We start from the raw sequence: 26,250 nt of genomic DNA, 5'->3' as shown, positions 1-26,250 counted from the left end.
GCTCCGCTGACAGGGTCGCTCTGAAGGACGACCGACCAACGACCTGTGGAGCAAATATGTTGAACAACTGGAGTTCTCGCCGTCCCGGCGTTCGAACCTTGGCGGCGGCCGCGACGATCGGAGCCGCGGTTGCCCTCGTGCTTCCGGCGACTGCGTCTGCTGCCCCCGGCATCGAAGAAAGTGTGCAAGGAAGCATCGACAGTGGCAGCGCCACGATCAACGGAAGCGTCGGCGATATCGGGAACGACATCGCAAACGGCATCGCCAGCGGCAGCGTGGGTGACATCGTCGGCGGGATCGCCACTGGGAACCTCAACGACGTCCTCGGCGGCCTGAACGCCGGCTCGACGAGCGCGACGGACATCGTCAACGGCCTGGCCAGTGGCAACGTCAGGGACATTCTCAGTGGCCTGGCCAGCGGCAGCGGCGGCGGCGGATCGTTTGCGCCCACGCAGCGCTGCGACGCCTCGACCGTCTCGGGCGGCGCAGGAATCACCAGCACCAAGCACGAACTCGGCCGCGGTGGCCCGACCTCGTTCGTGCTCGGCTACGAGACCGAAAACGTCCCGGACCTGATCGAGGTGTACTACGAAGGTCGGTTGATCCACAGCACCGGATACATCGGCGACAACATCAACGAGGGAACTGGTTCAGCTGTCGTCAACGTGCCCGCCGGTGGGGCGTCGTCCGTTCTGGTTCGCGTCACGGGCCCTGACCACACCGAGTGGTCGTACACCGTTCGTTGCCCCGGCGCCTGATTCCGGTCCGGATCCACGCGAAGACGCTCGTGCCTCGTTCGGTGTTTCATCCGAACGAGGCACGCGCGGGTTCAGCCCAGAATCTCCGGTAGCGCGACATCTTCGCCGAGAACGTGCTCGGAGAGGAACGCGGTGACCACCTCGTACCAGATCTTGGTGTGCTGCGGCTTGAGCACCCAATGATTCTCGTCGGGGAAGTAGAGGAAGCGATGGTCCGTTTTCCCGTCGTCGTCGGCGGGCAGACCTGACTCGGCAAGCAGTTCGTACCAGAGTCGCAAGCCCTCACCGATCGGAACCCGGTAGTCCTTGTCGCCATGGATGACCAGCATCGGAGTCGTGATGTCCGCGACGTACAGATGCGGCGAATTCTCGACGGCCATCTCAGGCGACATCTCGCGCTGCCAGTACCAGGCAGCGTCCGTCGTCGGGCCGAATTGATCGAGTGCCCACAGACTCGCGTGGGTGACGATGGCGTCGAAACGGTTGGTATGTCCGGCAATCCAGTTGGCCATGTAACCACCGAACGAACCACCCATCGCGCCTGTTCGCTTGGGGTCGATCTCGGGCTGGGCGACAGCAGCATCGGTGATCGCCATCAGATCGGTGAAGGGCGCCTTGCCCCACTGACCCCACCCCCGCTGGACGAAGTCCTGGCCGTATCCGGTCGAGAGCGCGGGATCTGGTAGCAGTACTGCATAGCCCTTGGCGACGAGCAGCCACGGATTCCACCGCCAGGACCAGGTGTTCCACGAACCGAGTGGGCCGCCGTGGACCCAGAGAAGCAATGGCACCGGTGCATGCGGCGCGGCGCCCGTCGGCAGCGCCAACCAGCTACGCACCGTCGAACCGTCCTCGGCACGCGCGGTGATCTCGGTCAGTGTTCCCGGCAGCTCCGGCAAAGTGTCGGGCCCACGAAGTGCGGTGATCTCACCTGATCGCAGATCGACCCGCACCACGTGCGGGGGCGCTTCGTACGAGGCTCGCAACGCGTAGATCGACTCACCGTCCGGCGCCACTCGAACGTCGGTGTACGCCGCGTCGTCGGCTGTCAGGCGCACTGGTTGGCCCCACAGGTCGATGGTGAAGATCGGACCGCGGCCGCCGTCGTCAGCGGTGACGACCAGCCCGGATCCGTCGGGTAGCCAGGCAAGTGAGGTAGGCCAGCGATCCCAGCCGTCGGCGACGCCGGTCACGGCACCGGATCCGAAGTCGTAGAGCTGCAGAGTCATTCGTGGTGCGGACTCCGGTGTGGTGAGTGTCTCCCGGATGAACGCGAGCTTGGTTCCGTCCGGCGAGAGCACCGGGTTGTAGACGTCCGCGTCGGCCTCGTCGACAAGCGTGACTCGGTCACCGGTCACCGTGTCGATCCGAACCAACGTCGATCGGCGGGCGGCACTCGCATCGCCGACAGTCCACGTGGTCACGACGAAGAGACCGTCGTCGGAAATCGTGGTCGACGTCTCCCGCAGCGCTGCGCCCGCCGTCGGTGTGATGTCCCGCAACTCGACGGATTCCTTCGAATCCGTCTCGGCCACAACCAGATGCGGATGATCGGGGCCCAGGTCGTGGTCCCAGTGGCGCACCGGATAACCGGTGTGCAGCATCGCCGTGACTTTCTTGTCCTTGCGCGCCGATCGCACCTGATCGTCCTGGTCGAGGCTGATCGCCGAAGCCATGACCGACGTCTGGGCCACGAACGTCGGCGCCGCCTTCGCCGCTGATACCGACGAGACACCACCGGGACGCGAGATCAGCAGCTGAGCTTCTCCGCCCGCCGCTGGTAGGCGCCAGAGTGCTGGTTGCGGATCACTCTCGCCCGGCACGGCTCGCGTGGCAGTGAAGAGCACGTCGCCGTCGAACGCGAAGGCAGCACCGGACTCGCTGGTCGAACCCCAGGTCAACCGACGCGCAGGACGCCGGCCTTCCGGGTCGATCTCCCACAAAGAGGACACGTATTCGGCGCTCTTGTCGTCGAGAACGGCGCGCGCGCAGATCAGCAGCGAGCCGTCAGGTGACAACACCAGGCCGGACAACCTGGCCAGAGCGATGTAGTCGTCGAGTTCGTCGAACGGTGTGCCTGCGTGGAGCTCGGGAATCTGGGTCACCACTAGTTCGTATCACGCGCCCCGCGGTTGACGCATCATTGCGTAGATCGTCGGCCCGCCGCCTGGCATGACGATGTCACGGGTCACTTCGAAACCGAAGCGGTTGTAGTACGGGATGTTCGATTCCTTGCTGCTCTCGAGGTAAGCGTCGACATGTTGACGGTCACAACGCTCCAACCGAGAGTTCAGCAGCGCTTTGCCGTATCCCCCACCGCGCGCCGCGCTGCCGGTCCCGACGGTCGCGAGATACCAGTGCGGCGAATTCGGGTGTGCTCCTTCGAGAACGGAGCTGACCTCGGCCGCGTGTCGAAGCCCCCTGCCGAAGACACGCACCATTGCGGGCAGGCTCACGAGCCCGGAAATCCACGACTGCTTCCACCGCCCCGGCGGATCCCACAGAGTTGCCCCGCCGATCAGGCCGTTGTCGTCGGTGGCCACCTCGACGCCGCCCCCGGCGAGGTGGTGGTAACGAGCTTCTGCGGCAAACAGTTTCGTCAGGCGATCAGCCCTGGTGGCCTCGTCCGGCAACATCCACGCCATCAAGGGATCATCTTCGAACGCCTCGGCCAACACTGCCGACAGTGCCGGAATATCGGATCGGACAGCCGACCGTACGTGTACACCCATGAGGCGAGAGTACCGCCGACTGTCCGAATCACTGGACTTTGAACAGCGCTGTCCTTGAACCGATCAGACGAGCAAGCCCGCAATCCGCGGCGGAATCTGTTCGAGCGCGTACGGCAAGCTCAGTACGGTGCTCCACGTCATGGCTTCGGCAGCAGCGTCTTCCAGAATGATCGCGCGGCCGTCCTTCACGACGTCGAGTTCCTGGTAGATCGGGGTCTTGTCCAGCTCCGCGCGAAGCTTGTCGCCGTAGCCGCCACCGGCGTACCAGACGAGTACGTCGACGTCCGCGAGCGAGAGTTGCTCGGTGCTGATCTCGGCGAAGTTACCCGTGATCTGATCGGTGACAGGCGGATTCACGAATCCGAGTTCGGTGAAGAACCGCACCTTCGGGTCTTCCGGTCCGTAGACCCCGAACTGCCCCGGCCCCTTCAACGCGCCGACCAGAACGGTCTTGCCGGCAAACGCCGGATTGGCCGTCTTCACGTCGGCGAACTTCTGGTCGACGCCGGCGATCAGCTCGGTGGCCTTACCCTGCTGCCCCAACGCTTCGCCGATGATGGTCGTCTGGTTCTGCCAGGGGATTCCGTAATCCGCGAACTCCTTGGGCTGCGCCACCGTCGGCGCAATGGCACTGAGTTTGTCGTATTGCGCCTGAGTGAGCCCGGAGTAGGTGCCGACAATGAGGTCGGGTGTCGTGGCAGCGACCTTCTCCATCTGAATGGTGGTGCCCGCAGTTCCGATGATCTCGGGAGTCGCCCCGTTCAGCAGCGGCTGCGCCCAGGGCCACACTCCGTAGGGGTAATCGCCGTACCAGTCGAAGGTTCCGACCAAGGTCCCACCGAGCGCCAGGATCGCATCTTGATCGTTGTATCCGACACTGACGATCCGCTGCGGATCCTTGGGCAACTCCGTAGCCCCGAACTTGTGGGTGATCGATTCCGCAGAGTCACCGCTGGGAGGTGTGTCCTCGTCGTTCGAACTGGAGCAGGCTGCGGCGAATGCCAGCAACGCTCCCGACGTGCCGATCAGAAATCCGCGCCGGGTCAGCCGACCTGCGTCCGTTCGATCCATGTTCCTACCCCTTAAAGTCTGCTGGTTCGGTAGGTAAGGCTAGCCGATGAAAGCTTCATTCCGGCTAGTTCGACCGGCCCATTCGATGGCAGTACCGCGCCGTTCGGGCCACTATGGAGACATGACGCGCCAGGGCCCCTCGAAGGACATCGACGAATCGGATCTCGAAGTCACGCACCCCAAGGACTACGCCGCCGGAGTTCCGGCCGTTCTGGTGTCGCTGCAACGAGGAATCGAGCAGATGGGAGCCTTGCGGACCGCCCGAACGCTCACCAGACTCAACCAGCGACACGGCTTCGACTGCCCGGGGTGTGCGTGGCCGGAGACTCCCGGACATCGCAAGCCCGCCGAATTCTGCGAGAACGGAGCGAAGGCTGTTGCCGAGGAAGCAACGCTTCGCACCGTCACACCCGAATTCTTCGCGGAGCACTCGATCGCCGATCTCGAAGGCAAGACCGACTACTGGCTCGGACAGCAGGGGCGACTGACGCACCCGATGGTCCTGACGCCGGGAGCAACCCATTACCGGCCGATCGACTGGGACGGCGCGTACGCACTGATCGCCGAACATCTGAACGGCCTCGCATCGCCGGACGAAGCGGTGTTCTACACCTCCGGTCGCACGTCCAACGAAGCCGCGTTTCTCTACCAGTTGATGATTCGCAGCTACGGCACCAACAACATGCCCGACTGTTCCAACATGTGTCACGAGTCGTCCGGAAGCGCACTGACCGAATCCATCGGCATCGGCAAAGGCTCGGTGACAGTTCCCGACCTCGAGAACGCCGATCTCATCCTCATCGCCGGACAGAACCCCGGCACCAACCACCCTCGAATGCTCTCGACGCTGGAGAAGGCAAAGAGCAACGGCGCCAAGATCATTGCCATCAATCCTCTGCCCGAGGCGGGATTGCGCAGGTTCAAGGATCCACAGAAGGTGTCCGGCGTGATCGGGCACGGAGTCGACATCGCGGACGAGTTCCTGCAGATCCGGCTGGGCGGCGACATGGCGCTGTTCCAAGGCCTGGGGAAGCTGCTGCTCGAGCAGGAAGATCGCGCTCCCGGGACGGTCGTCGACCGTGCCTTCGTCGACCGGTACTGCGCCGGTTGGGACGAATACGAGAAGCACATCCGCGCGGTCGATCTCGACACGGTACTCGAGGCAACGGGTCTGTCGATGGCACAGCTCGAGGAAACGGCGGCCGCACTTGCCCGATCCGAGCGAACCGTCACCTGCTGGGCCATGGGGATCACTCAGCACACACACGGAGTCGCCACCATCGAAGAAGCAGTCAACCTGCTGCTCATGCGTGGAATGATGGGCAAACCCGGTGCCGGCGTTTGTCCGGTGCGAGGACACTCCAATGTCCAGGGTGACCGCACGATGGGCATCTGGGAAAAGATGCCGGAAGAGTTCCTGGCCGCGCTCGATACCGAGTTCTCGATCTCGAGTCCCCGCAAGCACGGATGGGACACCGTCGACGCGATCCGCGCCATGAACGCAGGCAAGGCAAGCTTCTTCATGGCGATGGGCGGCAACTTCATCCAGGCAAGCCCGGACACCGCAGCGACTGAAACAGCGTTGCGTCAATGCGAACTCACCGTGCAGGTGTCCACCAAGCTGAACCGCAGTCACGTGGTCCACGGGCAGACCGCGATCATCCTCCCCACCCTCGGACGCACCGACCTCGACGTCCAAGCCGGCGGAAAGCAGCTTGTCTCCGTGGAGGATTCGATGTCCATGGTGCACCTGTCGCGCGGACGCCTCACACCGGTCAGCCCCTACCTGCGTAGCGAAGTCGCCATCATCTGCCAACTCGCCCGCGAACTACTCGGCAACGATCACTCCGTCCGCTGGTCGGCCTTCGAGGGCAACTACGATCTGATCCGCGATTCCATCTCACGGGTAGTGCCAGGCTGCGAAAACTACAACTCCCGCGTTCGAGAGCCAGACGGATTCCAACTCCCCCACCCGCCGCGTGACTCGCGTGAGTTCCGCACGCACACCGGCAAAGCCAACTTCGGCGTGAACGACCTGCACTGGATACCCACTCCGAGTGGGCGCCTGATTCTGCAGACGATGCGCAGCCACGACCAGTACAACACCACGATCTACGGCCTCGACGACAGATACCGCGGCATCAAGGGCGGACGCAAAGTCATCCTCGTCAACGCCGAAGACATCACCGCGCTCGGATTCCGTGACGGCGATCTCGTCGACATCGTGTCCGAGTGGACAACACCCGACGGCACACTCGAAGAGCGTCGGGTCACGGAATTCCGCATCGTCTCCTACGACACCCCGCGCGGCAATGCTGCGGCGTACTACCCCGAGACAAATCCGCTCGTTCCCCTCGAACACGTTGCAGCCAAGTCGAACACGCCGGTGTCGAAGGCCGTCACCGTTCGACTCGAAGCATCGGGCGCCTGAGATGGGACGAGTCACCGCACGAACACCGGTCGTTCGAATCTCGGGTGATCGGGTCGTCACGCGCCCCGACACGCTGGCCGTCGAGGAACCACTCGAAATGAGAGTGGGCGGTCAGGTGCTGGCAGTGACGATGCGGACCCCCGGCAACGACGTCGATCTCGTGCACGGATTCCTTCTCAGCGAAGGTGTCATCGCCACCCGCGACGACGTGAGCGTCGTCCGCTACTGCGACGGCGTCGACGAATCCGGTGCGAACACGTACAACGTCCTCGACATCGCTCTCGCTCCCGGAGTGCCGTTGCCCGACCACACCACCGATCGGAACACCGTCGTCAGTTCCGCGTGCGGCGTGTGCGGCAAGACCTCGCTCGACGCCGTCCGAACCACGACGCGACATCCGCTGGTCGGTGACACGACTTCCGTCACCTCGACCATCCTGTCGGCCATGCCGGTCACACTGCGGGAGAGCCAACGGATCTTCGAGCGCACCGGTGGCCTGCACGCGGCCGGATTGTTCACCGACACCGGCGAACTCCTGGCACTGCGCGAGGATGTCGGCCGTCACAACGCCGTCGACAAGGTGATCGGTTGGGCCATCACCGACGGCCGAGTGCCCCTCTACGACACGATCTTGATCGTCAGCGGTCGGGCGTCGTTCGAACTCGTCCAGAAGGCGGTCATGGCCGGCATTCCGATCCTCGGTGCTGTCTCCGCGCCGTCGTCGCTGGCCGTGGAACTAGCGCAGGAGTCCGGGCTGACTCTCGCCGGTTTCATCCGCGGCGATTCGATGAACGTCTACTCGCACCCGCACCGAGTCGAGGTCACGTCGAACTCGCACGCAACTGAGCCGACAGTCGCACAGCGGAGTTGACTTCCCCGTAGCCCTCGTATCCACCCACCCGCTGCACGACCTCGAAGAACAGGTCTCCCCCGACGGTCGGGGTGAACAGGTGGAAGAACTCGCCGTGAGCGTCCGCGTCGTAAAGAATTCCGGTGCTGCGCATCCGGTCGAGCAGTTCCGGATTCAGTCCGAAACGCGCGTCCAGATCGTCGTAGTAGTTCGGGGAAATGGGTAGCGGAGCAAATCCCCAGTCCTGCATGGACGCAGCGGCACCGAAGATGTTCTCACACGCGAAGGCGACGTGGCTGACGCCGCCGCGACGGACCGTCGGCAGCCCACTTCGACTTCCCTCCACCATGTTCAGCGAGATGCGCAGGGTATGTCCGTCACCGTCCTGAACGAGCGTGAGCGCCTGGCTTCGCATGAGGCCGACAGAATCGGTGACGTCCTGCCCCTCGTGTGGTTGCATCTCGAACACGGACCGCAGGAGCAGCATGATGCCGTCCCAACTCTCGGCCGGAACCGCCAGTGCCACGTGGTCGATCCCGGTGAACACTGCGCCCTGTTCACGATTGCGCTCGGCGGGCAGCGGGTAGATCTCGAATGCCGATTCCCACGCTGCAGCGCTGCCGGGGCCACGAAGGTCGATCGATGTCGCATCGGTGACCTTCAGGCGTACGACGTCCGGTACCTCGGAGTTCTCGTCGCTCGACCCCGGCAACTGCACGCGCGTCGCCGGCACTTCGAGAGCCAGAGCGCGCTCTCCCCACACCTCGGGTTCGGTTGCCCGGATGCCGATCTGAGTGAGAACCGGTAGATCCGCAGGCAGCCCGGGCGCCGTCCACACCGTGCCCGCAGTCGCATCCACGGCAACGGTGAGCGGTCCGTGCCGCCACAACTGCAAATCGTGATCGTGGTGCCGTCCGACAAGATGAAAACCGACGCGGGAGAGCATCGAGTGCACCTGGTCCTGTTTCGCCGGACCCGCCGCGATTCGCAGAGACACGATTCCTTCGAGCGGGGTGCGCTCCGGGGCGGTGAACAGCGTGGGTCCACCGGCGGCAGGGTTCGCGGCGGCGACCTGTTCTTCCAGATGCAGGAGCGACCGATGAGCGTCGATTGCCGTCCGCTGGGTGTCGGCGCGGCGGAATACGTCGTTGAAGATCTCGAGCGACCACGGTCCGTCGTAACCGGTGGCGTAGACATGCTGAGCGAACGCATTGAGATCGAAGCTGCCCTGCCCCGGGAAGTTTCGGTGATGCCGGCTCCACTGGAGGATGTCCATCGCCAAGAACGGAGCGTCCGCCAACTGGAGGAAGAAGATCTTCTCGCCGGGAATCTCGCGAATTCCGGCGGGATCGTCACCGCGCGAGAGGATGTGAAAGCTGTCCAGACAGGTACCGAGCGAAGGATGGTCGACGCCCTCGACGATCTGCCACGCATGGCCGTACGTGTTGACGTGGGCACCCCACGCGAGCGCCTCATAGGCAACCTTCTTGCCGTGCTCGGACGCCAGTTCGGCGAGAGCTCCGAATTGCTCTGTCAACTGACCGTCATCGTGACTCGCGGTCGGCAGGGGCGAGGAGCACACCAGGAGCGTCTCGCACCCCAGTTGATCCATGAGCTCGAATTTGCGTTGCACTCGAACAAGATTCCGAGCAAATTGGGCCTCGTCCACCGTGTCGAAGTCACGGAACGGCTGATACAGATCGAGGGTCAAGCCCAGATCCGCAGCCCTCGTTCGTAATTCCTTCGGGGACCACGGCGAAGCAACAAAATCCGGCTCGAACACCTCGAAGCCGTCGAAGCCGGCAGCAGCGATGGCGTCGAGCTTCTCCTCGAGAGTGCCACTGAGCGATACCGTCGCGATCGACGTCCGGACCGGGGCACTCACAGCGCTGCCGCAGTCTGTTCGCCGTGTACAAGTTCCGTCATGTGCGTGAGCATCCGCTTACTGTCGGGCTCGATGCCCGTGAAGATCCGGAACGCGTCGACGGCCTGGAAGACAGTCATTCCGCCTCCGCTGAGCGTCGGGGCTCCGATCAACCTTGCCTGACGCAACAGTTCGGTTTCGAGTGGACGGTAGACGATTTCGGCCACCCACAGATCAGGGCGAAGCAGATCCGGCGAGAATGCCATTCCGGGATGAGCCGCCATTCCCATCGGCGTCGCGTGGATCAATCCGTTTGCCTTGCCGAGCACTTCGGCGAGGTCGCTCGTGTGCCGCGCCTCGACAACCTGCGCCGGAAACTGCTGCGCGAAGGTTTGTGCAAGTTCCTGCGCGCGAGGCAGGCTCGAATCGACCAACGTCAGCGTCCCGACGCCACGGTTGAGCGCGGCATAGGCAACCGCCGCACCAGCTCCGCCGGCACCGAGCTGCACGACACGATCGAGCTGTGCTCCGGGAAGTCCGTCGTCGAAATTTCGGCCGAAGCCCGACCAATCGGTGTTGTGTCCGATCGCCTTGCCGGAGTCGAAGAGGACCGTGTTCACCGCTCCGAGCCGGCTCGCATCCGGCGAGAGCTCGTCGAGGTGCTCGATCACCAACTGCTTGCACGGGTGAGTGATGTTGAGGCCGCGGAACCCGAAACGTCGTGCATAGGTGAGAAGTTCACCGATGTCCGACGGCGCCATCCCCATCGCATCGAGATCGAGGATGCGGTAAACGTACGGCAGGCCCTGTCTGCGCCCTTCCTCCTCGTGCATGATCGGAGTCAAGGAGGCTCCGATGCCGGTGCCGATCAGACCGCAGAGGATCGAATCACTCATCAGTTCTTCCCTTCTCGGACGCAGACGAATTCGACTGCGGCGCTGTAACCGTCGATTCCCAATCCGCAGATGACAGCGTCGGCGATCCCGGACACGTAGGAGTGGTGACGGAATTCTTCGCGGCCATGGATGTTGCTGATGTGCACCTCCACGACAGGGGCATCGAGTGTGACCAGAGCGTCACGCAACGCAATGGAGGTGTGCGAGTACCCACCGGGATTGATGACGATGCCCGCAACGTTTCCCCTGGCCTCGTGGATCCAATCGATCAGTTGGCCCTCGTGGTTCGACTGCTTTGCCTCGACCATCGCCCCGAACTTCTCGGCCGCCGCTACACAGCGGGAAACCACGTCGTCCAGCGTGTCTCTCCCGTAGAACTCCGGTTGGCGCTGGCCCAACAAATTCAAGTTGGGCCCGTTGAGGACCAGAACCGGTAGAGATGAAGTCATCAGGGGCACCTCGGGGTTGACGCTCGAAACTAATGTACGAACTAGTGAGTTAGTTCACGGGACGTTACTCCCCCGACGCGGACTCGACAAGCAAAGTCGACAAACTGCTGACAGATAGAGTGAGCACATGGTTTCCGAGCAGTCAGTGAACTCCGTGGTGTCGAAGCCGGAGAAACGACGCCGAAACAGCGATCTGACCAGGGTGAACATCATCGCCGTCGCCACCGAGGAGTTTGCCGACAAAGGCTTTGCCGGCGCCCGAGTGGACGAGATCGCAACCAAGACTCACACCACCAAGCGCATGATCTACTACTACTTCACCGACAAGGAAGGGCTGTACAAGTCCGTCCTCGAGCATGCGTACAGCGTCATTCGCGCACAGGAACGCGAACTCGACCTCGAGGGGTTGAACCCCACCGCAGCGGTCCGCGCCTTGGCCGAACTCACCTTCGACCACCACGAACAACACCCGAACTTCATTCGGCTGGTAGCCAACGAGAACATGCTCCGCGGTGAGCACATCGAGAAATCCGAGCTACTCAGCGGTCTCGGCGCCCCCGCCGCCGACCTGGTCTCGCAGATCCTCCACGACGGACAGCAGTCGGGAGCATTCCGCTCCGACGTAGATGCTCTCGATATTCACATGTTGATCAGCAGTTACTGCGTCTTTCGTATCGCCAATCGTTACACCTTCAAAGCGCTCTTCGACCGCGACCTGACCGACTCGACGCATCGTGAGCATCTTCGAACCATGCTCGGGGACATGGTTGTTGCCTTCCTGACCTCGAAGGCGCCGTCCTGACCCACCCCGAAGTCCGAAAAATCCCCCTACGGTGGTGAGTGGAACTCACAGCTGCCACCGGGAGGAATGACGTGACCGAGAATTACGTAGACGGGCTTTCACTCGAGGAGAAGGCGTCGTTGACGTCGGGCTCGGATTTCTGGCACAGCCAGTCCGTTCCCGGAATCGAATCGATACTCCTGACCGACGGTCCGCACGGAGTCCGGAAACAACCCGAGGGCGGCGACGCACTCGGACTCGGCCACAGCATTCCAGCGACATGTTTCCCACCGGCGGTCGGGTTGGGCTCGTCGTGGAACCTCGACCTCATCCGCCAGGTCGGTGAGGCTCTGGGCGACGAGGCCAAAGCCGAACAGGTCTCGGTCCTCCTCGGCCCAGGCATCAACATCAAACGATCACCCTTGTGTGGCAGGAATTTCGAATACGTCTCCGAGGACCCATTCCTCTCCGGCCGCGTCGCGGCAGCGCTGATCACCGGCATCCAGTCTCGCGGCGTCGGAACCTCGCTCAAGCACTTCGCTGCCAACAACCAAGAACACGACCGGATGAGAGTCAGTGCCGACGTCGACGAACGGACACTGCGCGAGATCTATCTGGCCGGCTTCGAATACGCCGTCAAGACCGCGGCCCCGACGACGGTCATGTGCTCGTACAACAAGATCAACGGTGTGTACTCGAGCCAGAACCATTGGCTGCTCACCGAGGTACTCCGCGAACAGTGGGGCTTCGACGGCCTCGTCGTTTCGGACTGGGGAGCGGTCAACGACCGCGTGGCGGCACTCGCCGCGGGCCTCGACCTGGAAATGCCGCCGACCGGAACCGATACCCAGATCGTCGACGCCGTGCGCGGCGGCGACCTGGACGAATCAGTGCTCACCACTGCCGCCGAGCGCCTGGCGACGCTGGTGGCACGCACCGCCGCCGCGCGCACCGAAGGCCACACGTACGACGTCGAGCGTCACCACGAACTGGCACGGACCGCTGCAGCGGAGTCCGCTGTCTTGCTGGCCAACGACGGAGAACTACTGCCGCTGACCCCTGGCGGGCAAACCGTCGCGGTGATCGGCGAATTCGCGTGCAGCCCGCGGTACCAGGGAGCCGGCAGTTCACAGGTGGTCCCGACCAAGCTCGACAATGCCTTGGACGCGATCCTCGACCTCGAAGGCGCCGACCGCGTCACTTTCGCACCGGGCTTCACCTTCGACGGCACTCCGGACGACGACATGGTCACCGAGGCTGTCGACGCCGCACGCCGCGCCGACGTCGCGGTGCTGTTCCTCGGACTACCGTCCGCCACGGAATCCGAAGGATTCGACCGAACCGACATCGAACTGCCGGCTGACCAGATCGCCCTGCTGGAAGCGGTCCACGGCGCGAACCCGAACACGGTCGTCGTGCTCGCCAACGGCGGTGTGGTTGCGATCGAGCCTTGGAAGGATCATGCCGCCGCAATCCTCGAGGGCTGGCTACTCGGCCAGGCGGGCGGCTCGGCGATTGCCGATCTTCTGTTCGGCATCACGAATCCGTCCGGCCGCCTGACGGAGACCATTCCGCTTCGCCTCCAAGACAATCCGTCGTATCTGCATTTCCCGGGATCACAGCAGCACGTCCGCTACGGCGAAGGTCTGTACGTGGGATACCGCTACTACGACTCCGCGCTGCGCGAAGTGGCGTACCCGTTCGGGTTCGGGCTGAGCTACACCACCTTCGACATCACCGATACCTCCGTCGAGGCCGGTGAAAACTCCGCCGAAGTGACCGTCACCGTGCGCAACAGCGGCGACCGATCGGGCAGCAGCGTCGTTCAGGTCTACGTCCACGACGCCTCGGCAAGCATCGATCGACCCGCGCAGGAATTGAAAGGCTTTGCCAAGGTCCACCTCGACCCCGACGAATCCGCGACTGTGACCATCACGCTCGACAGCAGGGCATTTGCCTATTGGTCTGTCACGGAAAAGGACTGGGCGATCGAGGCCGGCGACTACGAGATCCGCGTCGGCTTCTCGTCTCGGGACATCGCAACCACCGACACGATCACCCTGGCCGGGAACGTCGGCGTCGGCACGCTCGACGCCATGTCGACCATCGGCGAATGGCTCGCCCATCCCGTCGGCAGCGCAGTTCTCGGCGCCGCCATGGCTGCCGCAGCGGGCGACGGTGCACAGGCGGTCAGCCCCGAGATGATGGCACTCGCAGGCTCGATGCCGCTCGGAAAACTCGCCACCTTCGGCCTCGGGATCACCGAGGAACAGGTGGAGCAGTTGGTGGCGGCCGCCGCGCAGCCAGGCTCCTGACTCCCTGAACTGCGGTTTCGACGAGCGGCGTGACCGCCAGTAGATTTTTATGAACTATTTGGTTAATAATCTTGTGTAGTTGCTGTGGCGTCGGTTACATTCCTTGTATCGCTCTCCGCACAGACGTTCTTTATACGAACACAATCGGCGGATGTAGAGCCTCCACGACGCTTCCACCCAGGAGATGAGCATGTCAGCTAGCACGGTTACACCGTCCGGGCCCGAGGCGGGATCCTTGGCAAGGCCGGATACGACCAAGGTCAAGCGCGCCGCAACATCGTCGTTTCTCGGCAGCATGCTCGAGTACTACGACTTCTACATCTACGCCTCCGCCGCTGCGCTCATCTTCCCCACGGTGTTCTTCCCGGACAGCGGACATGCGGCTCTGCTTTCGCTGGCCACCTTCGGTGTCGCGTACGTCGCGCGTCCCCTCGGCGCTGTAGTCCTCGGTCATTTCGGTGACCGCGTCGGCCGCAAGAAGATCATGCTGCTCACGCTCATCATGATGGGCGCAGCAACATTCCTCATCGGATGTATTCCCAGCGCAGATTCGATCGGAGTTCTTGCACCGATCCTTCTTGTCTTGATGAGAATCGCTCAGGGCATCTCCGCCGCTGGCGAACAGAGTGGCGCCAGCTCACTGACGCTCGAACATGCCCCCGAAGGCCGACGCGCGTTCTTCTGCAGTTGGACCCTCAACGGCACCCAGGCCGGCTTCATCCTCGCCAGCCTCGTATTCCTGCCCATCGCCGCGCTCCCCGACGACATCCTCTACACGTGGGGCTGGCGAATCCCGTTCTGGGGCAGCCTGATCGTTCTGGTCGCGGCATACATCATGCGTCTCAAGCTCGAAGAGCCCGAAGAGTTCACCGAGCAGCAGGAGTCGAAGGCCGTCGCCAAATTGCCTGTTGCCGATCTTCTTCGCACCCACAGCGCAAATCTGATTCGCGTGATCTGCTGCGCTTTCATCGCCGTCGTCTCGACCATCTTCTCCGTCTTCGGTCTCGCTTTCGCCACCACCGAAGAAGTGGGGATTCCGAAGTCGACCATGCTCTGGGTTGCCATCGCAGCCAACGCCGTAGCCCTGCTCAGTCAGCCCGCCTGGGCGATGCTCTCCGACCGGATCGGTCGCAGGCCGCTGTTCATCGGTGGCGCCCTCGGTAGCGCGGTGTTCATCTACGTGTACTTCGGCGCAATCGCCAGCGGCAACGTTCCCCTGATCTTCCTCGCCGCAATCGGATTGATGTCCGTCTTCTACGCTGCCCCGAATGCCATCTGGCCGTCGTTCTACTCCGAGATGTTCAACACCAAGGTCCGCTACTCGGGCATTGCGATCGGCACCCAGGTCGGCTTCGCCCTCGCAGGCTTTGCCCCCGCCATCGGCAACGCCCTCATGGGCGGCGACAAGACACACTGGATGCCCGTTGCCATTCTGACTTCGGTGGCCTGCGTCATCTGCGCGATCTCGGCGTTCACCGCCAAGGAGACTTTCCGCACCCCCCTCAAGGAGCTCGGCAACCCGATCTAGCCGACCACCCCACAGACACCCTGCACGAACGACTGTGTTGCGCGAACGACTGTGGCCCGGCATCTCGCGAGAGATACCGGGCCACAGTCGTTTTGAGTTTTCTACGCCGTCTTGTCGCGACGCTCGCCACGTTCCGGCTTACGCGGAACGATGGTCGGAAGTACGTTGTCGTTGACGGTCTCCGCGGTGACGACCACCTTTTCGACGTCGTCACGGCTGGGGATGTCGTACATCACCGGAAGAAGAACCTCTTCCATGATGGCGCGCAGGCCACGAGCGCCGGTTCCACGCAAGATCGCCTGATCGGCGATAGCGTCGAGCGCTTCTTCGGTGAACTCGAGTTCTACGCCGTCCATGTCGAACAGGCGACGATACTGCTTGACGAGAGCGTTCTTGGGCTCCGACAGGATCTGAACGAGCGATTCCTTGTCGAGGTTGGTCACCGACGCGATCATCGGCAGTCGGCCGATGAACTCCGGAATCAGACCGAACTTGATCAAATCCTCCGGCATGACCTCGGCGAAACGATCGACCGTATCCAGTTCGGCCTTCGACCGAACCTCGGCACCGAATCCGATACCGCGCTTGCCGACACGATCGGAGACGATCCGCTCGAGACCTGCGAAAGCGCCCGCGACGATGAACAGCACGTTCGTGGTGTCGATCTGAATGAATTCCTGGTGCGGATGCTTACGGCCACCCTGCGGCGGGACGCTTGCCTGCGTACCTTCGAGGATCTTCAGCAACGCCTGCTGAACACCTTCGCCGGACACGTCACGCGTGATCGACGGGTTCTCGCTCTTACGGGCGATCTTGTCGACCTCGTCGATGTAGATGATTCCGGTCTCGGCGCGCTTGACGTCGTAGTCGGCAGCCTGAATCAGCTTGAGCAGAATGTTCTCGACGTCCTCACCGACGTAACCGGCCTCGGTCAACGCCGTCGCGTCAGCGATGGCGAACGGGACGTTGAGCATCTTCGCGAGAGTCTGAGCGAGATACGTCTTGCCACAGCCGGTGGGGCCGAGCATCAAGATGTTGGATTTCGCGAGCTCAACCGTCTCACCCCGCGCGTCACGGCCCTTGTCGCCGGCCTGAATGCGCTTGTAGTGGTTGTAGACGGCCACGGCCAACGTCCGCTTGGCGGAGTCCTGACCGATGACGTAGTTCTCGAGGAATTCTCGGATCTCCGCAGGCTTGGGAAGCTCGTCGAGCTTGACCTCGCTCGATTCGGCCAATTCCTCTTCGATGATCTCGTTGCAGAGGTCGATGCACTCGTCGCAGATGTACACCCCGGGTCCTGCAATGAGCTTTTTGACCTGCTTCTGACTCTTACCGCAGAAAGAGCACTTGAGCAGATCCCCGCCGTCGCCGATGCGTGCCATCTCGTGAGGTCCCTACTTTCCATCATGTACGTGCACTCGCCGCCACTCGATCGGTCGAGACGCTCCGCAGTACTTCGGTAGTTGTCAGATCAGACAAACTGATCGAACAAATCTGGTCGAACAATCGCAGAACGCCGGTCGAGAACCAGCCCGTGAAGTGACGGTACCCGCAGATCCCGAACGGGGTCGACCTGTTCTCGGCGTTTCGTCTGCGGATAAAAAAGAAAAGAGTCGAGATTTCAGCCTGGCAAGCGCTCCACCAGGCACTTCTCGACGTGTCCGCCTCGTGTCGGGAATCGGGTAACAGATCCTCGACACGAGGCGGAAATCGACTACTTCTGTGCGCTGAGCTTCCGGTAAGCCAGCACGTCGTCGATGATGCCGTACTCCTTGGCCTGCTCGGCCGTGAGGATCTTGTCGCGATCGGTGTCGACGCGGATGGTCTCCGGATCCTTACCCGTGTGCAGCGACAGCGTGCTCTCCATGAGCCGACGCATACGCTCGATCTCCGCAGCCTGGATCTCCAGATCGGAAACCTGACCCTGGATGCCGCCCGTAGCCGGCTGGTGGATCAGAATGCGCGAGTTGGGGAGCGCGAAGCGCTTGCCCGGCGTACCGCCGGCCAGAAGCACGGCAGCTGCCGAAGCAGCCTGACCGAGGCAGACGGTGGAAATGTCGGCACGGACGTACTGCATCGTGTCGTAGATCGCCATCAGCGCGGTGAAAGAACCACCGGGCGAGTTGATGTACATCGTGATGTCGCGGTCCGGATCCTGCGATTCGAGAACCAGCAACTGCGCCATGAGGTCGTTGGCGGACACGTCGTCGACCTGCGAGCCGAGGAAGATGATGCGCTCCTCGAACAGCTTGTTGTACGGGTCGGACGTCTTGACGCCGTAGCTGGTCTGCTCCGTGAACTGGGGCAGGATGTAACGCGATTGGGGGCCCGACGGCGCCTGGCCGCCCAGCGAGTTAGCTCCGAAAAGATTGGTCATCAGTTCTCCAAAGTATGAATTGGGCAGCGAAAGGATGGGCGAACCGGCTCAGTTGCCGGTGCCGCCGGCCTGATTCGCACGGGAGACGACGTGGTCGACGAAGCCGTACTCGAGAGCTTCCTTCGCCGTGAACCAACGGTCACGATCGGAGTCCGCGGTGATCTGCTCGACCGTCTGGCCGGTGTGCTGAGCAATCAGCTCGGCCATTTCGCGCTTGGTGTGCTTGAACTGCTCGGCCATGATCGCGATGTCACTGGCGGAACCACCGATGCCGGCGGACGGCTGGTGCATCATGATGCGGGCGTGAGGCAGTGCGTAGCGCTTGCCCTTGGTGCCTGCCGAGAGCAGGAACTGACCCATCGACGCCGCAAGGCCCATGCCGAAGGTGGCGATGTCGCACTCGGCGAACTGCATCGTGTCGAAGATCGCCATACCTGCGGTCACGGATCCACCGGGCGAGTTGATGTAGAGCGAGATGTCTCGCGTCGGGTCCTCGGCCGAGAGCAGCAGGATCTGTGCGCACAGCTTGTTGGCGATGTCGTCGTCGACCTGGGTACCGAGGAAAATGATGCGCTCTCGCAGCAAGCGCTCGTACACCGAGTCGCTGAGGTTCAACCCAGCGGTCGCTGAAGTCATGGCGGGACTCTGCAAAGTCTCCAGGTGATTGGAAGTCACGGTACCTGCCTTCTATGTGGATCTACTTGTGCGGTGGATCGTCTATGCGAAACACTTCTACTGACACAGACAGTAACGAAGTAGGGCGGCACCGGAGTCCCGGTGCCGCCCTACTTCGCTCAAAGCGGAAAACTCAGTGCAGTCGATCGTGGTGAAAACACCCGTCCGCCTGCGTTTTTACTTGTCTTCGCTCTCGGCGGAATCAGACTCGTCCGCTTCGGTTTCGGCCTCACTGCTGCCGAACAGCTCTGCGGTGTCGACAACTGCGCCGGAGGTGTCCTTGACACCGGCCGACTCGACGACGGACGCGAGAGCCTTGCCACGACGGACGTCTGCGAAGACGGCGCCGAGCTGGTTGGCCTGCTGGATCTGCTGGATGAACTGCTCAGGAGCCATGCCGTAACGCTGCGCCTGGAACAGGATGCGCTCGGTGAGCTCGTCCTGACCGACGGTGACGTTGCCCGCATCGGCAATCGAGTCGAGCAAGAGCTGCGTCTTGACGGAGCGCTCAGCGGCTTCCTGTGCATCCTTGTCGAACTCTTCGCGGCTGCTGCCCTGTTCTTCGAGGAGCTTGTTCAGTGCCTCTTCGTCGTGATCGAGACCGTGAACGGCGTCGTGCAGTGCAGCGTCGACCTCAGCCTTGACGACAGCCTCCGGCAACGGAACCTCGACGGTCTCGAGCAGCTGCTCGAGAACCTTGTCGCGGATCTGACCGGCCTGCTCGACCTTGCGGACGCGTGCGACGCGCTCACGGAGGTCAGCCTTCAGTTCTTCCAGGGTGTCGAACTCGCTGGCGAGCTGAGCGAACTCGTCGTCCTCAGCCGGAAGCTCACGCTCCTTGACCGTCTGCACGGTCACGGTGACAACAGCTTCCTTGCCTGCGTACTCGCCGGCGACCAGCGTCGACGTGAAGTCCTTGGACTCCCCCGCCTTGAGGCCGATGATGGCTTCGTCGAGGCCCTCGATGAGCTGGCCCGAACCGACCTCGTGCGACAGTCCGCTCGCGGTTGCCTCGGCAACGTTCTCGCCGTCGACGGTGGCCGACAGATCGATGGAGACGAAGTCGCCGTCCTCGACTGCGCGGTCGACGCCGGTGAGGGTACCGAAACGCTGACGCAGCGAAAGCAGCTGCTCTTCGATAGCTTCGTCGGTGATCTCGATCGGATCGACCTCGACGTTGATGGAGCTGAAGTCAGGGAGCTCGATCTCGGGGCGCACGTCGACCTCGGCGGTGAACTCGAGGAGCTCGCCGTCTTCGATCTTGGTGACCTCGATCTCGGGCTGGCCGATGGCCTTCACGCCGGCGCTGGTGACAGCCTCGGAGTAACGCGACGGCAGAGCGTCGTTGACGACCTGCTCGAGCACAGCGCCACGACCGACACGCGCTTCGAGGAGGCGGGCCGGAGCCTTGCCGGGACGGAAGCCGGGGAGACGAATCTGCTGCGCGAGGGCCTTGTAGGCCTTGTCGAAATCAGACTTGAGTTCCGCGAAGGGCACCTCAACGTTGATACGGACTCGCGTCGGGCTGAGCTGCTCGACGGTGCTCTTCACGAAACTTCGCTCCTTCGTCTGGTCTTGCTCACAACTTGTGTTGAATCGGTACTGCTGTCTGGCGCGGCACTTCACTCCCGGACTTACTGGAGGTGAAGTGCCATGTACGTACTTGTCGGGATGACAGGATTTGAACCTGCGACCCTCCGCTCCCAAAGCGGATGCGCTACCAAGCTGCGCTACATCCCGTTTCCGATCACATGAAACACACGATACGGCCATCCGAGGCCACTAAGACAGCGGGCCACAAAGGCAGCCACCATCGGTGACCGCGCACAACCCTATCGCGCTCACTACTCTCTCACGAACCCGACCGCCATTTGTACACGGCCCGGCTGTCGACCCCGTCAGTATGTCATCCGACGGCAGCCGCATACAGCAGCCACATACAGCCTTGCCTCAACTGCCATTCAGAGCCGGAATCAGAAGTCGCGCCTGCGGCCGAGACACCCCGACTCGCCGAGCAATTCGCCAATTCCCCAGGTGAACGACGGTCTCGAACTTCTCCGACCCCCCGATTATGAAATCCGGTGGGGCATTGGGTACAGTTTCGTATCGCAGACGACGAACACGGCGATCCCGAGTTGTCGTATGCACGGGGATGTAGCTCAATGGTAGAGCCTCAGTCTTCCAAACTGATCACGCGGGTTCGATTCCCGTCATCCCCTCCATCAGGAGGGAAACTCCCCAAAAGATCCGCATCGGCCCAGCCGGTGCGGATTTTTTGTATTCCGACTTTGTCCACTCAGACCACTCCCCTGCGGTCCGTATCCTGGAGTTGTCCGGATCGATTCTGCTCGGGAGGCCACGTGACCACGATTCTTCTCATACTCGTCGTTCTGGCCGTAGTCGTATTCCTGGTCATGAAAAGCCAGCAACGCGGTTCCGGCCACAGCGCAACACAACTCGACGATGCGAAAGCCGATGCCCGGCAGTCGATCGAACGCCTCGGCGGTCAGGTCTACAACCTGACCGGCAGTGACGACGCGTCGCGCCAAGCCCTCGCCGACGCGGCCGAACGGTACAACGCCGCAGGCTCGCAGATCGATCAGGCCGCAACGCCGGTCCAAGCACGTCTCGCGAAACAGACTGCACTGGAAGGGCTTTACTACATCCGCGCGGCACGGGTGGCGATGGGCATGGATCCGGGACCGGAAGTTCCTTCCATCGACGGACAGAAGGCTGCCGGTTCGGTCACCGAAGACCGTGAGGTCGAATTCGAGGGCCGCAAGGTCGCCGCATCACCCAATCCGTCGTCGCACACACCCAACTACTACCCCGGCGGCCGAGTCGCCGGACGCCCGGTCCCGGCCGGCTGGTACTCCGAACCCTGGTGGAAGCCTGCACTCGTCGCCGGCTCCTGGGGTCTGGGTTCGATGATGCTGTTCTCGACCATGTTCTCCGGCATGGCCGGGGTTCCTTACGGCGCAGAGGCTTTCGCCCAGGGTGGCGATCCCGGCGCCGACACAGGCTCCGGTGACTCGGGAGATCAGGGTATGGACGCCGGTGATCCCGGCGCCGACCAAGGAAGTATCGACAACACGGACTACACCGCTGACGGCGGAAGCGACTGGTCTGGTGGCGACGGAGGCGGAATGGATTTCGGGGGCGGCGGGGACTTCGGCGGCTTCGACTTCTAAGCCGACTGACACACCGGGCACCAGAACAGGTTTCGTGCCTTCATGACGGAATGCAGGATCGGTGTGCCGCACACGCGGCACGGCGATCCTGCTCTTCTGTAGACATAGGTACGCGGACGATCCTTCGCGTACGCCGGATCTCCGTTGTCGTGCTCGGCGCGAACGACGTGCATCTTCCCCCGTCTGACGCCGACTTTCATCAATTCGACTAGGTCTGCCCACATGGCGGTCCACTCGCCGTGAGAGACGAGATTCCCCGGTCGTTCAGGGTTGATTCCGTGACGAAAGAGAAGTTCGGCGCGATAGACGTTGCCGACACCCGCCAGGACCGCCTGGTCCATCAGCAGGGCGCCGATTGCCGTCTTGGACTTGGAGATTCGCAACCAGGCCTTCTCTGGATCCGCGTCGCGGCGCAGTGGGTCCGGCCCGAGTCTGGCCTCGATCGCGGCGACCTGAGGAGGTAGCAGGACTTCGCAGGCGGTGGGACCACGAAGGTCGGTGCCGAAGTCGGCACCGACCATTCGCATCCGGACCTGGCCTACCGGTTCTTCCATCGGCAGGGTGACGTCGGTGAACTTTCCGTACAACCCGAGGTGTACGTGAACTGTCAGACCGTTGTCGTACGTGTGCCAGAGGTGCTTTCCCCAGGCATCCGAGGACGTGAGTACGTGTCCGTCCACCAGGCGCGCGTCCTCGGCGAATCTGCCTTGCGGACTGAGGACGCGGACCGGTGAACCGACGAACTTGCGGGCATGCAACCGTGCCAGCCGGTGCAGGGTATGACCTTCAGGCACGGAACAACTTTCGGATCAGGCTTGCGGCAGAGCCGGTGCGACGCCGGTCTTCTCGTACTCGGACAGGATGTCGATACGACGCTGGTGGCGCTCTTCACCCGACCATGCGGTGGCGAGGAAAGCGTCGACGATGGCAAGCGATTCCTCGAGGGAATGCATACGTCCGCCGATGCCGATCAGCTGAGCGTTGTTGTGCTCACGTGCCAGCTTCGCCGTTTCGACGCTCCAAGCGAGGGCGCACCGTGCGCCGGGAACCTTGTTCGCTGCGATCTGCTCGCCGTTGCCACTGCCACCCAGGACGATTCCCAGGCTGCCCTCGTCGGCGACGACGCGCTTTGCGGCTTCGATGCAGAAAGCCGGGTAGTCGTCCACGGCGTCGTACTCGTGAGCACCACAGTCGATGGCCTCGTGGCCGTTCGCTTTCAGGTGTTCGATGATCTCGTTCTTACGTTCGAATCCGGCATGGTCGGCACCCAGGTATACGCGCATGGCGACAATTCTCTCAGGCCCGACCAGCCGGGCGCACCCGGGTCGACGTCACACTTTCAGGAACACGCATCGCCGCGCGAGCACACCTATCGTGGTGCCCATGTACCCCGTCAACGGCCAGGCCGCTGCACCCGCCCTTCGTATGTCACCGGGCAGTGACGCCGTTCGCCACCCGTGGGAAATCCCGCTACTCGTGCTCGCGGTGCTGACGACGGTCGTCACTTATGTGGTGGCGATCGTTCTGATCGCTGCGGGTGATCTGTCGACGTGGATCCTCGTGGTGCTCGCGGCTCCGATCCTGCTGTTCCTTGCGCGAGGTCAGCTGTACGGATCGCAACAGGTCAACGGAATCAAGATGACGCCTTCACAGTTTCCGGAGGGGTATCAGCTCGTTGCCGAGGCTGCGGCACGGTTCGGCATGAAAACTCCGCCGGATGCCTACGTCGTGCTGGGGAACGGACGGATCAACGCGTTCGCGTCGGGGCACGGATTTCGCCGTTTCGTCGTCGTCTACAGCGACCTGTTCGAAGTCGGTGGGCAGGCACGCGAGCCCGATGCGCTCGCATTCATCATCGGCCACGAGGTCGGCCACATCGCTGCCGGGCATGCGTCGTACTGGCGCCAGTGGGGACAGTTCGCGTCGAACTACATTCCGGTGATCGGATCTTCGCTGTCGCGTTCCATGGAGTACACGGCGGACAACTTCGGCTTTCACATGCGTCCGCAGGGTGCACCGGGCGCGATGGGCGTCCTCGGCGCGGGAAAGTATCTGGTGGGTCTGGTCGGGTTCGACGAACTGGCCGATCGGGCGACACTCGAATCCGGGTTCTTCCCGTGGTTCGTCAACATCTTGTCGTCGCATCCGGTGCTGACCTGGCGTGCGGCTGCGCTTCGCAACCGCACGCACTCAGGGCATCTGTTCTTCCGGCCGGGCCAGCTCTACCGAAATCCGGCGCTCACTGCCGCTCAGTCGAACTGAGGATCCTCGTTGCGGGTCCGCTTGAGCTCGAAGAAGTGGGGGTAGCCGGCCAGCGCTACTGCGCCGTCCCACACCTTGCCTGCGTCCTCGCCGCGCGGGATGCGTGAGAGCACGGGGCCGAAGAACGCCACGCCGTTGACATGGATCGTCGGGGTTCCGACGTCGGGTCCGACGGCGTCCATGCCCTTGTGGTGGCTCTCGCGCAGAGCCTCGTCGTACTTGTCGGTGTCGGCGGCCTCGGCCAGTTCAGGTGGCAGGCCGACCTCGGCGAGGGACGACTTGATGACGTCGGCGAAGTCCTTGTTGCCCTCGTTGTGAATCTTCGTCCCCATAGCCGTGTACAGCGGCAGCAGGATCTCGTCACCCTTCAGCTGCGCTGCAGCGATGGCGACACGGACCGGGCCCCAGGCCTTGGTCATCATCTCCCGGTACTCGTCGGGAAGGTCACGGCCCTCGTTGAGAACCGCAAGGCTCATCACGTGGAACTTGGCCTCGATGTCGCGTACCTGCTGGGCCTCGAGAATCCAGCGTGAGGTGATCCAGCACCACGGGCAGAGCGGATCGAACCAGAAGTCAGCAGTGTCCGTGGTCTTGCTCGAGGTTGCGCTCACGAAGAAACTCCCTATCAGTTCATGTCGGTCAGGTCATATCAGTTCGGGGACATACTCCCGTTCTGCCAACAATCATGAACCCGCAATCCTTCCCGCGCTTTCCCCCGAACCACCTCCCGATCGCAGTAGTGTCGAAAAGAAACGAGTACGAAGGAGTGGTTCAGTAATGAGCACCAACCGGAGATTCGTGATCGTCGGCGGCGGGCTCGCGGGCGCAAAGATCGCAGAAGCCCTGCGTGACAGAGATTTCGACGGTGAGATCACCGTATTGAGTGAAGAAGACCACCTCCCGTACGAGCGTCCGCCGCTGTCGAAAGAGTTCTTCGCAGGCAAGAAGACACTCCCCGAATTCACCGTCCACGACGGCGAGTGGTTTCGCGACCATCGCGTCGATCTTCGCCCGGGAACGACGGCAACGGCCATCGACCCCGCTGCGCACACCGTGTCACTTCCGGACGGTTCCACGATCAGGTACGACAAGCTCGCCTTGGCCACCGGTTCGCGGTCGCGGCGCCTCGACATCCCGGGGTCCGACGCCGAGGGTGTTCACTACGTGCGAACAGTCGATCAGGCCGCCGCGCTGCTGCGCACCCTGGCCGCCGACAAGAAGCTCGTCGTGGTCGGTGCCGGCTGGATCGGCCTCGAAATTGCCGCGTCGGCTCGCGGTTTCGACGTCGAGGTCACCGTGCTCGAACATGCCGGCCTTCCGCTCGAATCGACCCTCGGCCCGGAAATGGGTGAGGTCTTCGCCGCGCTGCACCGCCAGAACGGGGTGGACTTACGCACCGGCACGGACGTCACCGCAATCTCTGTCGACGGCGGTCACGCCTCGGGTGTCACTTTGAGTGATGGAACCGTGATTCCGGCCGACGCCGTGTTGATCGCTGTCGGCGCATTGCCGAACACCGAGTTGGCATCGGAGGCGGGTATCGACGTCGAGAACGGGGTTCTCGTCGACGCCGGTCTGCAGAGCAGCGACCCCGACGTGGTCGCAGTGGGTGACATCGCGGCCGCACAGCATCCGATTCTGAATGCACGAATTCGGGTGGAGCACTGGGCAAACGCACTCAACCAACCCGAGACGGCCGCAGAGACCATGTTGGGACGGCCCGCCGAGTACGTCCGCATGCCGTATTTCTTCACCGATCAGTACGACCTCGGAATGGAATACGTAGGTCACGCACCGCACGGCGGCTACTCCCGTGTCGTCACTCGCGGCGACGTCGACAAGCGCGAGTTCCTGGCATTCTGGCTCGATTCCGCGAACAAGGTGCTCGCCGGCATGAACGTGAACATCTGGGATGCCGGTGACGCCATCAAGGAATTGGTCGCGTCTTCGCGTCCCGTCGATCCGGAGCGGTTGGCCGATCCGGAGATTCCGCTGGCAGAAGTGTCCGCTTGAGTGAAGTCGTTCTCTTCGTGATGGGATGGACGTAATAGATCCGCACCATCTACGAGG

At 62.8% G+C, this 26,250-nt stretch carries 22 protein-coding genes and 2 tRNA genes; 10 read left to right on the top strand and 14 right to left on the bottom strand.

What is annotated here, in order from left to right; all coding sequences use genetic code 11:
• Positions 1 to 56: 56 nt before the first annotated feature.
• Complete coding sequence (locus ATN37_RS18795; protein ID WP_019749074.1) at positions 57 to 758, top strand: hypothetical protein; 702 nt, start codon at positions 57 to 59, stop codon at positions 756 to 758.
• Positions 759 to 829: 71 nt separating this feature from the next.
• On the opposite strand, the gene ATN37_RS18790 is transcribed toward ATN37_RS18795, so the two are convergent.
• The 3 genes from ATN37_RS18790 to ATN37_RS18780 all read right to left on the bottom strand — a co-directional run bounded on the left by ATN37_RS18790 (position 830) and on the right by ATN37_RS18780 (position 4,561).
• Entirely contained in the window at positions 830 to 2,863 is a 2,034-nt protein-coding gene (locus ATN37_RS18790; protein WP_030536637.1) for a S9 family peptidase, read from the bottom strand.
• A 12-nt stretch (positions 2,864 to 2,875) separates the two neighbouring features.
• On the bottom strand, positions 2,876 to 3,490 hold the full coding sequence (locus ATN37_RS18785) for a GNAT family N-acetyltransferase (protein WP_081558047.1): 615 nt from the start codon (positions 3,488 to 3,490) through the stop codon (positions 2,876 to 2,878).
• Positions 3,491 to 3,553: 63 nt separating this feature from the next.
• Positions 3,554 to 4,561, bottom strand: coding sequence for an iron-siderophore ABC transporter substrate-binding protein (locus tag ATN37_RS18780; RefSeq protein ID WP_030536639.1), 1,008 nt, complete (start codon positions 4,559 to 4,561; stop codon positions 3,554 to 3,556).
• 121 nt (positions 4,562 to 4,682) lie between these two features.
• Here ATN37_RS18780 and ATN37_RS18775 point away from each other — a divergent pair, with 121 nt between their 5' ends.
• Positions 4,683 to 6,992, top strand: coding sequence for an FdhF/YdeP family oxidoreductase (locus ATN37_RS18775; RefSeq protein ID WP_030536640.1), 2,310 nt, complete (start codon positions 4,683 to 4,685; stop codon positions 6,990 to 6,992).
• A gap of 1 nt (position 6,993) precedes the next feature.
• Positions 6,994 to 7,863 (top strand): formate dehydrogenase accessory sulfurtransferase FdhD, encoded by an 870-nt coding sequence (gene fdhD / locus ATN37_RS18770; protein ID WP_081558048.1) that lies wholly within the window; start codon positions 6,994 to 6,996, stop codon positions 7,861 to 7,863.
• On the opposite strand, the gene ATN37_RS18765 is transcribed toward fdhD, so the two are convergent.
• Genes ATN37_RS18765 through aroQ form a run of 3 tightly spaced genes read right to left on the bottom strand, consistent with a single transcriptional unit; the run spans position 7,814 to position 11,051 of the window.
• Positions 7,814 to 9,727: a sugar phosphate isomerase/epimerase and 4-hydroxyphenylpyruvate domain-containing protein gene (locus ATN37_RS18765; RefSeq protein WP_081558049.1), complete on the bottom strand. Its 1,914-nt coding sequence runs from the start codon at positions 9,725 to 9,727 to the stop codon at positions 7,814 to 7,816. The two genes, fdhD and ATN37_RS18765, sit on opposite strands and share 50 nt — an antisense overlap.
• Positions 9,724 to 10,602 carry a shikimate dehydrogenase gene (locus tag ATN37_RS18760; protein WP_054781535.1) on the bottom strand — a complete coding sequence of 293 codons (879 nt, stop codon included), beginning with the start codon at positions 10,600 to 10,602 and terminating at the stop codon, positions 9,724 to 9,726. Before ATN37_RS18760 ends, ATN37_RS18765 begins: the two co-directional genes overlap by 4 nt.
• Positions 10,602 to 11,051, bottom strand: coding sequence for a type II 3-dehydroquinate dehydratase (aroQ, locus tag ATN37_RS18755; protein WP_042923833.1), 450 nt, complete (start codon positions 11,049 to 11,051; stop codon positions 10,602 to 10,604). The genes ATN37_RS18760 and aroQ overlap by 1 nt, the downstream gene beginning before the upstream one ends.
• 127 nt (positions 11,052 to 11,178) lie before the next feature.
• On the opposite strand from aroQ, the gene ATN37_RS18750 reads away from it, so the two are divergent.
• The 3 genes from ATN37_RS18750 (at position 11,179) to ATN37_RS18740 (ending at position 15,675) form a co-directional block, all read left to right on the top strand.
• Positions 11,179 to 11,853, top strand: coding sequence for a TetR family transcriptional regulator (locus ATN37_RS18750; protein ID WP_019749082.1), 675 nt, complete (start codon positions 11,179 to 11,181; stop codon positions 11,851 to 11,853).
• 71 nt (positions 11,854 to 11,924) lie between these two features.
• The gene (locus ATN37_RS18745; protein WP_218695489.1) at positions 11,925 to 14,147 is read left to right on the top strand and encodes a glycoside hydrolase family 3 C-terminal domain-containing protein; all 2,223 of its coding nucleotides are present in this window, start codon (positions 11,925 to 11,927) and stop codon (positions 14,145 to 14,147) included.
• 190 nt (positions 14,148 to 14,337) lie between these two features.
• The gene (locus ATN37_RS18740; RefSeq protein WP_206029568.1) at positions 14,338 to 15,675 is read left to right on the top strand and encodes an MFS transporter; all 1,338 of its coding nucleotides are present in this window, start codon (positions 14,338 to 14,340) and stop codon (positions 15,673 to 15,675) included.
• A 101-nt stretch (positions 15,676 to 15,776) separates the two neighbouring features.
• On the opposite strand, the gene clpX is transcribed toward ATN37_RS18740, so the two are convergent.
• From clpX to ATN37_RS18715, 5 genes are all read right to left on the bottom strand, one after another.
• Entirely contained in the window at positions 15,777 to 17,057 is a 1,281-nt protein-coding gene (gene clpX / locus ATN37_RS18735) for an ATP-dependent Clp protease ATP-binding subunit ClpX (protein WP_003944582.1), read from the bottom strand.
• A gap of 332 nt (positions 17,058 to 17,389) precedes the next feature.
• Positions 17,390 to 18,052 (bottom strand): ATP-dependent Clp protease proteolytic subunit, encoded by a 663-nt coding sequence (locus ATN37_RS18730; RefSeq protein WP_003944539.1) that lies wholly within the window; start codon positions 18,050 to 18,052, stop codon positions 17,390 to 17,392.
• 48 nt (positions 18,053 to 18,100) lie between these two features.
• Positions 18,101 to 18,688: an ATP-dependent Clp protease proteolytic subunit gene (locus tag ATN37_RS18725; RefSeq protein WP_007730960.1), complete on the bottom strand. Its 588-nt coding sequence runs from the start codon at positions 18,686 to 18,688 to the stop codon at positions 18,101 to 18,103.
• Between the two features lie 216 nt (positions 18,689 to 18,904).
• Complete coding sequence (tig, locus tag ATN37_RS18720) at positions 18,905 to 20,278, bottom strand: trigger factor (protein ID WP_007730958.1); 1,374 nt, start codon at positions 20,276 to 20,278, stop codon at positions 18,905 to 18,907.
• 115 nt (positions 20,279 to 20,393) lie between these two features.
• Positions 20,394 to 20,467, bottom strand: a tRNA-Pro gene (locus ATN37_RS18715).
• A gap of 408 nt (positions 20,468 to 20,875) precedes the next feature.
• Here ATN37_RS18715 and ATN37_RS18710 point away from each other — a divergent pair.
• Positions 20,876 to 20,949 (top strand) — tRNA-Gly (locus tag ATN37_RS18710).
• A 192-nt stretch (positions 20,950 to 21,141) separates the two neighbouring features.
• A complete protein-coding gene (locus ATN37_RS18705) occupies positions 21,142 to 21,918 on the top strand; it encodes a DUF1542 domain-containing protein (RefSeq protein WP_218695502.1) in 777 nt (258 codons plus the stop codon).
• On the opposite strand, the gene ATN37_RS18700 is transcribed toward ATN37_RS18705, so the two are convergent.
• Together ATN37_RS18700 and ATN37_RS18695 are read right to left on the bottom strand one after the other, a co-directional pair.
• Complete coding sequence (locus ATN37_RS18700; RefSeq protein ID WP_058039389.1) at positions 21,915 to 22,712, bottom strand: Fpg/Nei family DNA glycosylase; 798 nt, start codon at positions 22,710 to 22,712, stop codon at positions 21,915 to 21,917. The genes ATN37_RS18705 and ATN37_RS18700 overlap by 4 nt on opposite strands.
• A 15-nt stretch (positions 22,713 to 22,727) precedes the next feature.
• Positions 22,728 to 23,201 (bottom strand): ribose-5-phosphate isomerase, encoded by a 474-nt coding sequence (locus ATN37_RS18695; RefSeq protein ID WP_003944571.1) that lies wholly within the window; start codon positions 23,199 to 23,201, stop codon positions 22,728 to 22,730.
• Positions 23,202 to 23,343: 142 nt separating this feature from the next.
• Between ATN37_RS18695 and ATN37_RS18690 the strand changes: the two genes are divergently transcribed.
• Positions 23,344 to 24,180 carry a M48 family metallopeptidase gene (locus ATN37_RS18690; protein ID WP_228232720.1) on the top strand — a complete coding sequence of 279 codons (837 nt, stop codon included), beginning with the start codon at positions 23,344 to 23,346 and terminating at the stop codon, positions 24,178 to 24,180.
• Here the strand turns inward: ATN37_RS18690 and ATN37_RS18685 are convergent.
• Positions 24,168 to 24,791, bottom strand: coding sequence for a DsbA family protein (locus tag ATN37_RS18685; RefSeq protein WP_003944541.1), 624 nt, complete (start codon positions 24,789 to 24,791; stop codon positions 24,168 to 24,170). The two genes, ATN37_RS18690 and ATN37_RS18685, sit on opposite strands and share 13 nt — an antisense overlap.
• A gap of 166 nt (positions 24,792 to 24,957) precedes the next feature.
• On the opposite strand from ATN37_RS18685, the gene ATN37_RS18680 reads away from it, so the two are divergent.
• Positions 24,958 to 26,193 (top strand): NAD(P)/FAD-dependent oxidoreductase, encoded by a 1,236-nt coding sequence (locus ATN37_RS18680; RefSeq protein WP_058039388.1) that lies wholly within the window; start codon positions 24,958 to 24,960, stop codon positions 26,191 to 26,193.
• Positions 26,194 to 26,250: the final 57 nt, after the last annotated feature.

This window comes from Rhodococcus sp. MH15 (assembly GCF_019266045.1).
Lineage (GTDB): Bacteria > Actinomycetota > Actinomycetes > Mycobacteriales > Mycobacteriaceae > Rhodococcus_F > Rhodococcus_F qingshengii.
This window is presented reverse-complemented; position numbering and strand designations above follow the sequence as displayed.

Coding starts and splice junctions, on each gene's coding strand:
- aroQ (WP_042923833.1), bottom strand. CDS start 11,051: ATGACTTCATCTCTACCGGTTCTGGTCCTCAACGGGCCCAACTTGAAT.
- clpX (WP_003944582.1), bottom strand. CDS start 17,057: ATGGCACGCATCGGCGACGGCGGGGATCTGCTCAAGTGCTCTTTCTGC.
- ATN37_RS18695 (WP_003944571.1), bottom strand. CDS start 23,201: ATGCGCGTATACCTGGGTGCCGACCATGCCGGATTCGAACGTAAGAAC.
- ATN37_RS18750 (WP_019749082.1), top strand. CDS start 11,179: ATGGTTTCCGAGCAGTCAGTGAACTCCGTGGTGTCGAAGCCGGAGAAA.
- ATN37_RS18690 (WP_228232720.1), top strand. CDS start 23,344: ATGTCACCGGGCAGTGACGCCGTTCGCCACCCGTGGGAAATCCCGCTA.
- fdhD (WP_081558048.1), top strand. CDS start 6,994: ATGGGACGAGTCACCGCACGAACACCGGTCGTTCGAATCTCGGGTGAT.
- ATN37_RS18780 (WP_030536639.1), bottom strand. CDS start 4,561: ATGGATCGAACGGACGCAGGTCGGCTGACCCGGCGCGGATTTCTGATC.
- ATN37_RS18725 (WP_007730960.1), bottom strand. CDS start 18,688: ATGACTTCAGCGACCGCTGGGTTGAACCTCAGCGACTCGGTGTACGAG.
- ATN37_RS18760 (WP_054781535.1), bottom strand. CDS start 10,602: ATGAGTGATTCGATCCTCTGCGGTCTGATCGGCACCGGCATCGGAGCC.
- ATN37_RS18730 (WP_003944539.1), bottom strand. CDS start 18,052: ATGACCAATCTTTTCGGAGCTAACTCGCTGGGCGGCCAGGCGCCGTCG.
- ATN37_RS18785 (WP_081558047.1), bottom strand. CDS start 3,490: ATGGGTGTACACGTACGGTCGGCTGTCCGATCCGATATTCCGGCACTG.
- ATN37_RS18705 (WP_218695502.1), top strand. CDS start 21,142: ATGAAAAGCCAGCAACGCGGTTCCGGCCACAGCGCAACACAACTCGAC.
- ATN37_RS18740 (WP_206029568.1), top strand. CDS start 14,338: ATGTCAGCTAGCACGGTTACACCGTCCGGGCCCGAGGCGGGATCCTTG.
- ATN37_RS18775 (WP_030536640.1), top strand. CDS start 4,683: ATGACGCGCCAGGGCCCCTCGAAGGACATCGACGAATCGGATCTCGAA.
- ATN37_RS18795 (WP_019749074.1), top strand. CDS start 57: ATGTTGAACAACTGGAGTTCTCGCCGTCCCGGCGTTCGAACCTTGGCG.
- ATN37_RS18680 (WP_058039388.1), top strand. CDS start 24,958: ATGAGCACCAACCGGAGATTCGTGATCGTCGGCGGCGGGCTCGCGGGC.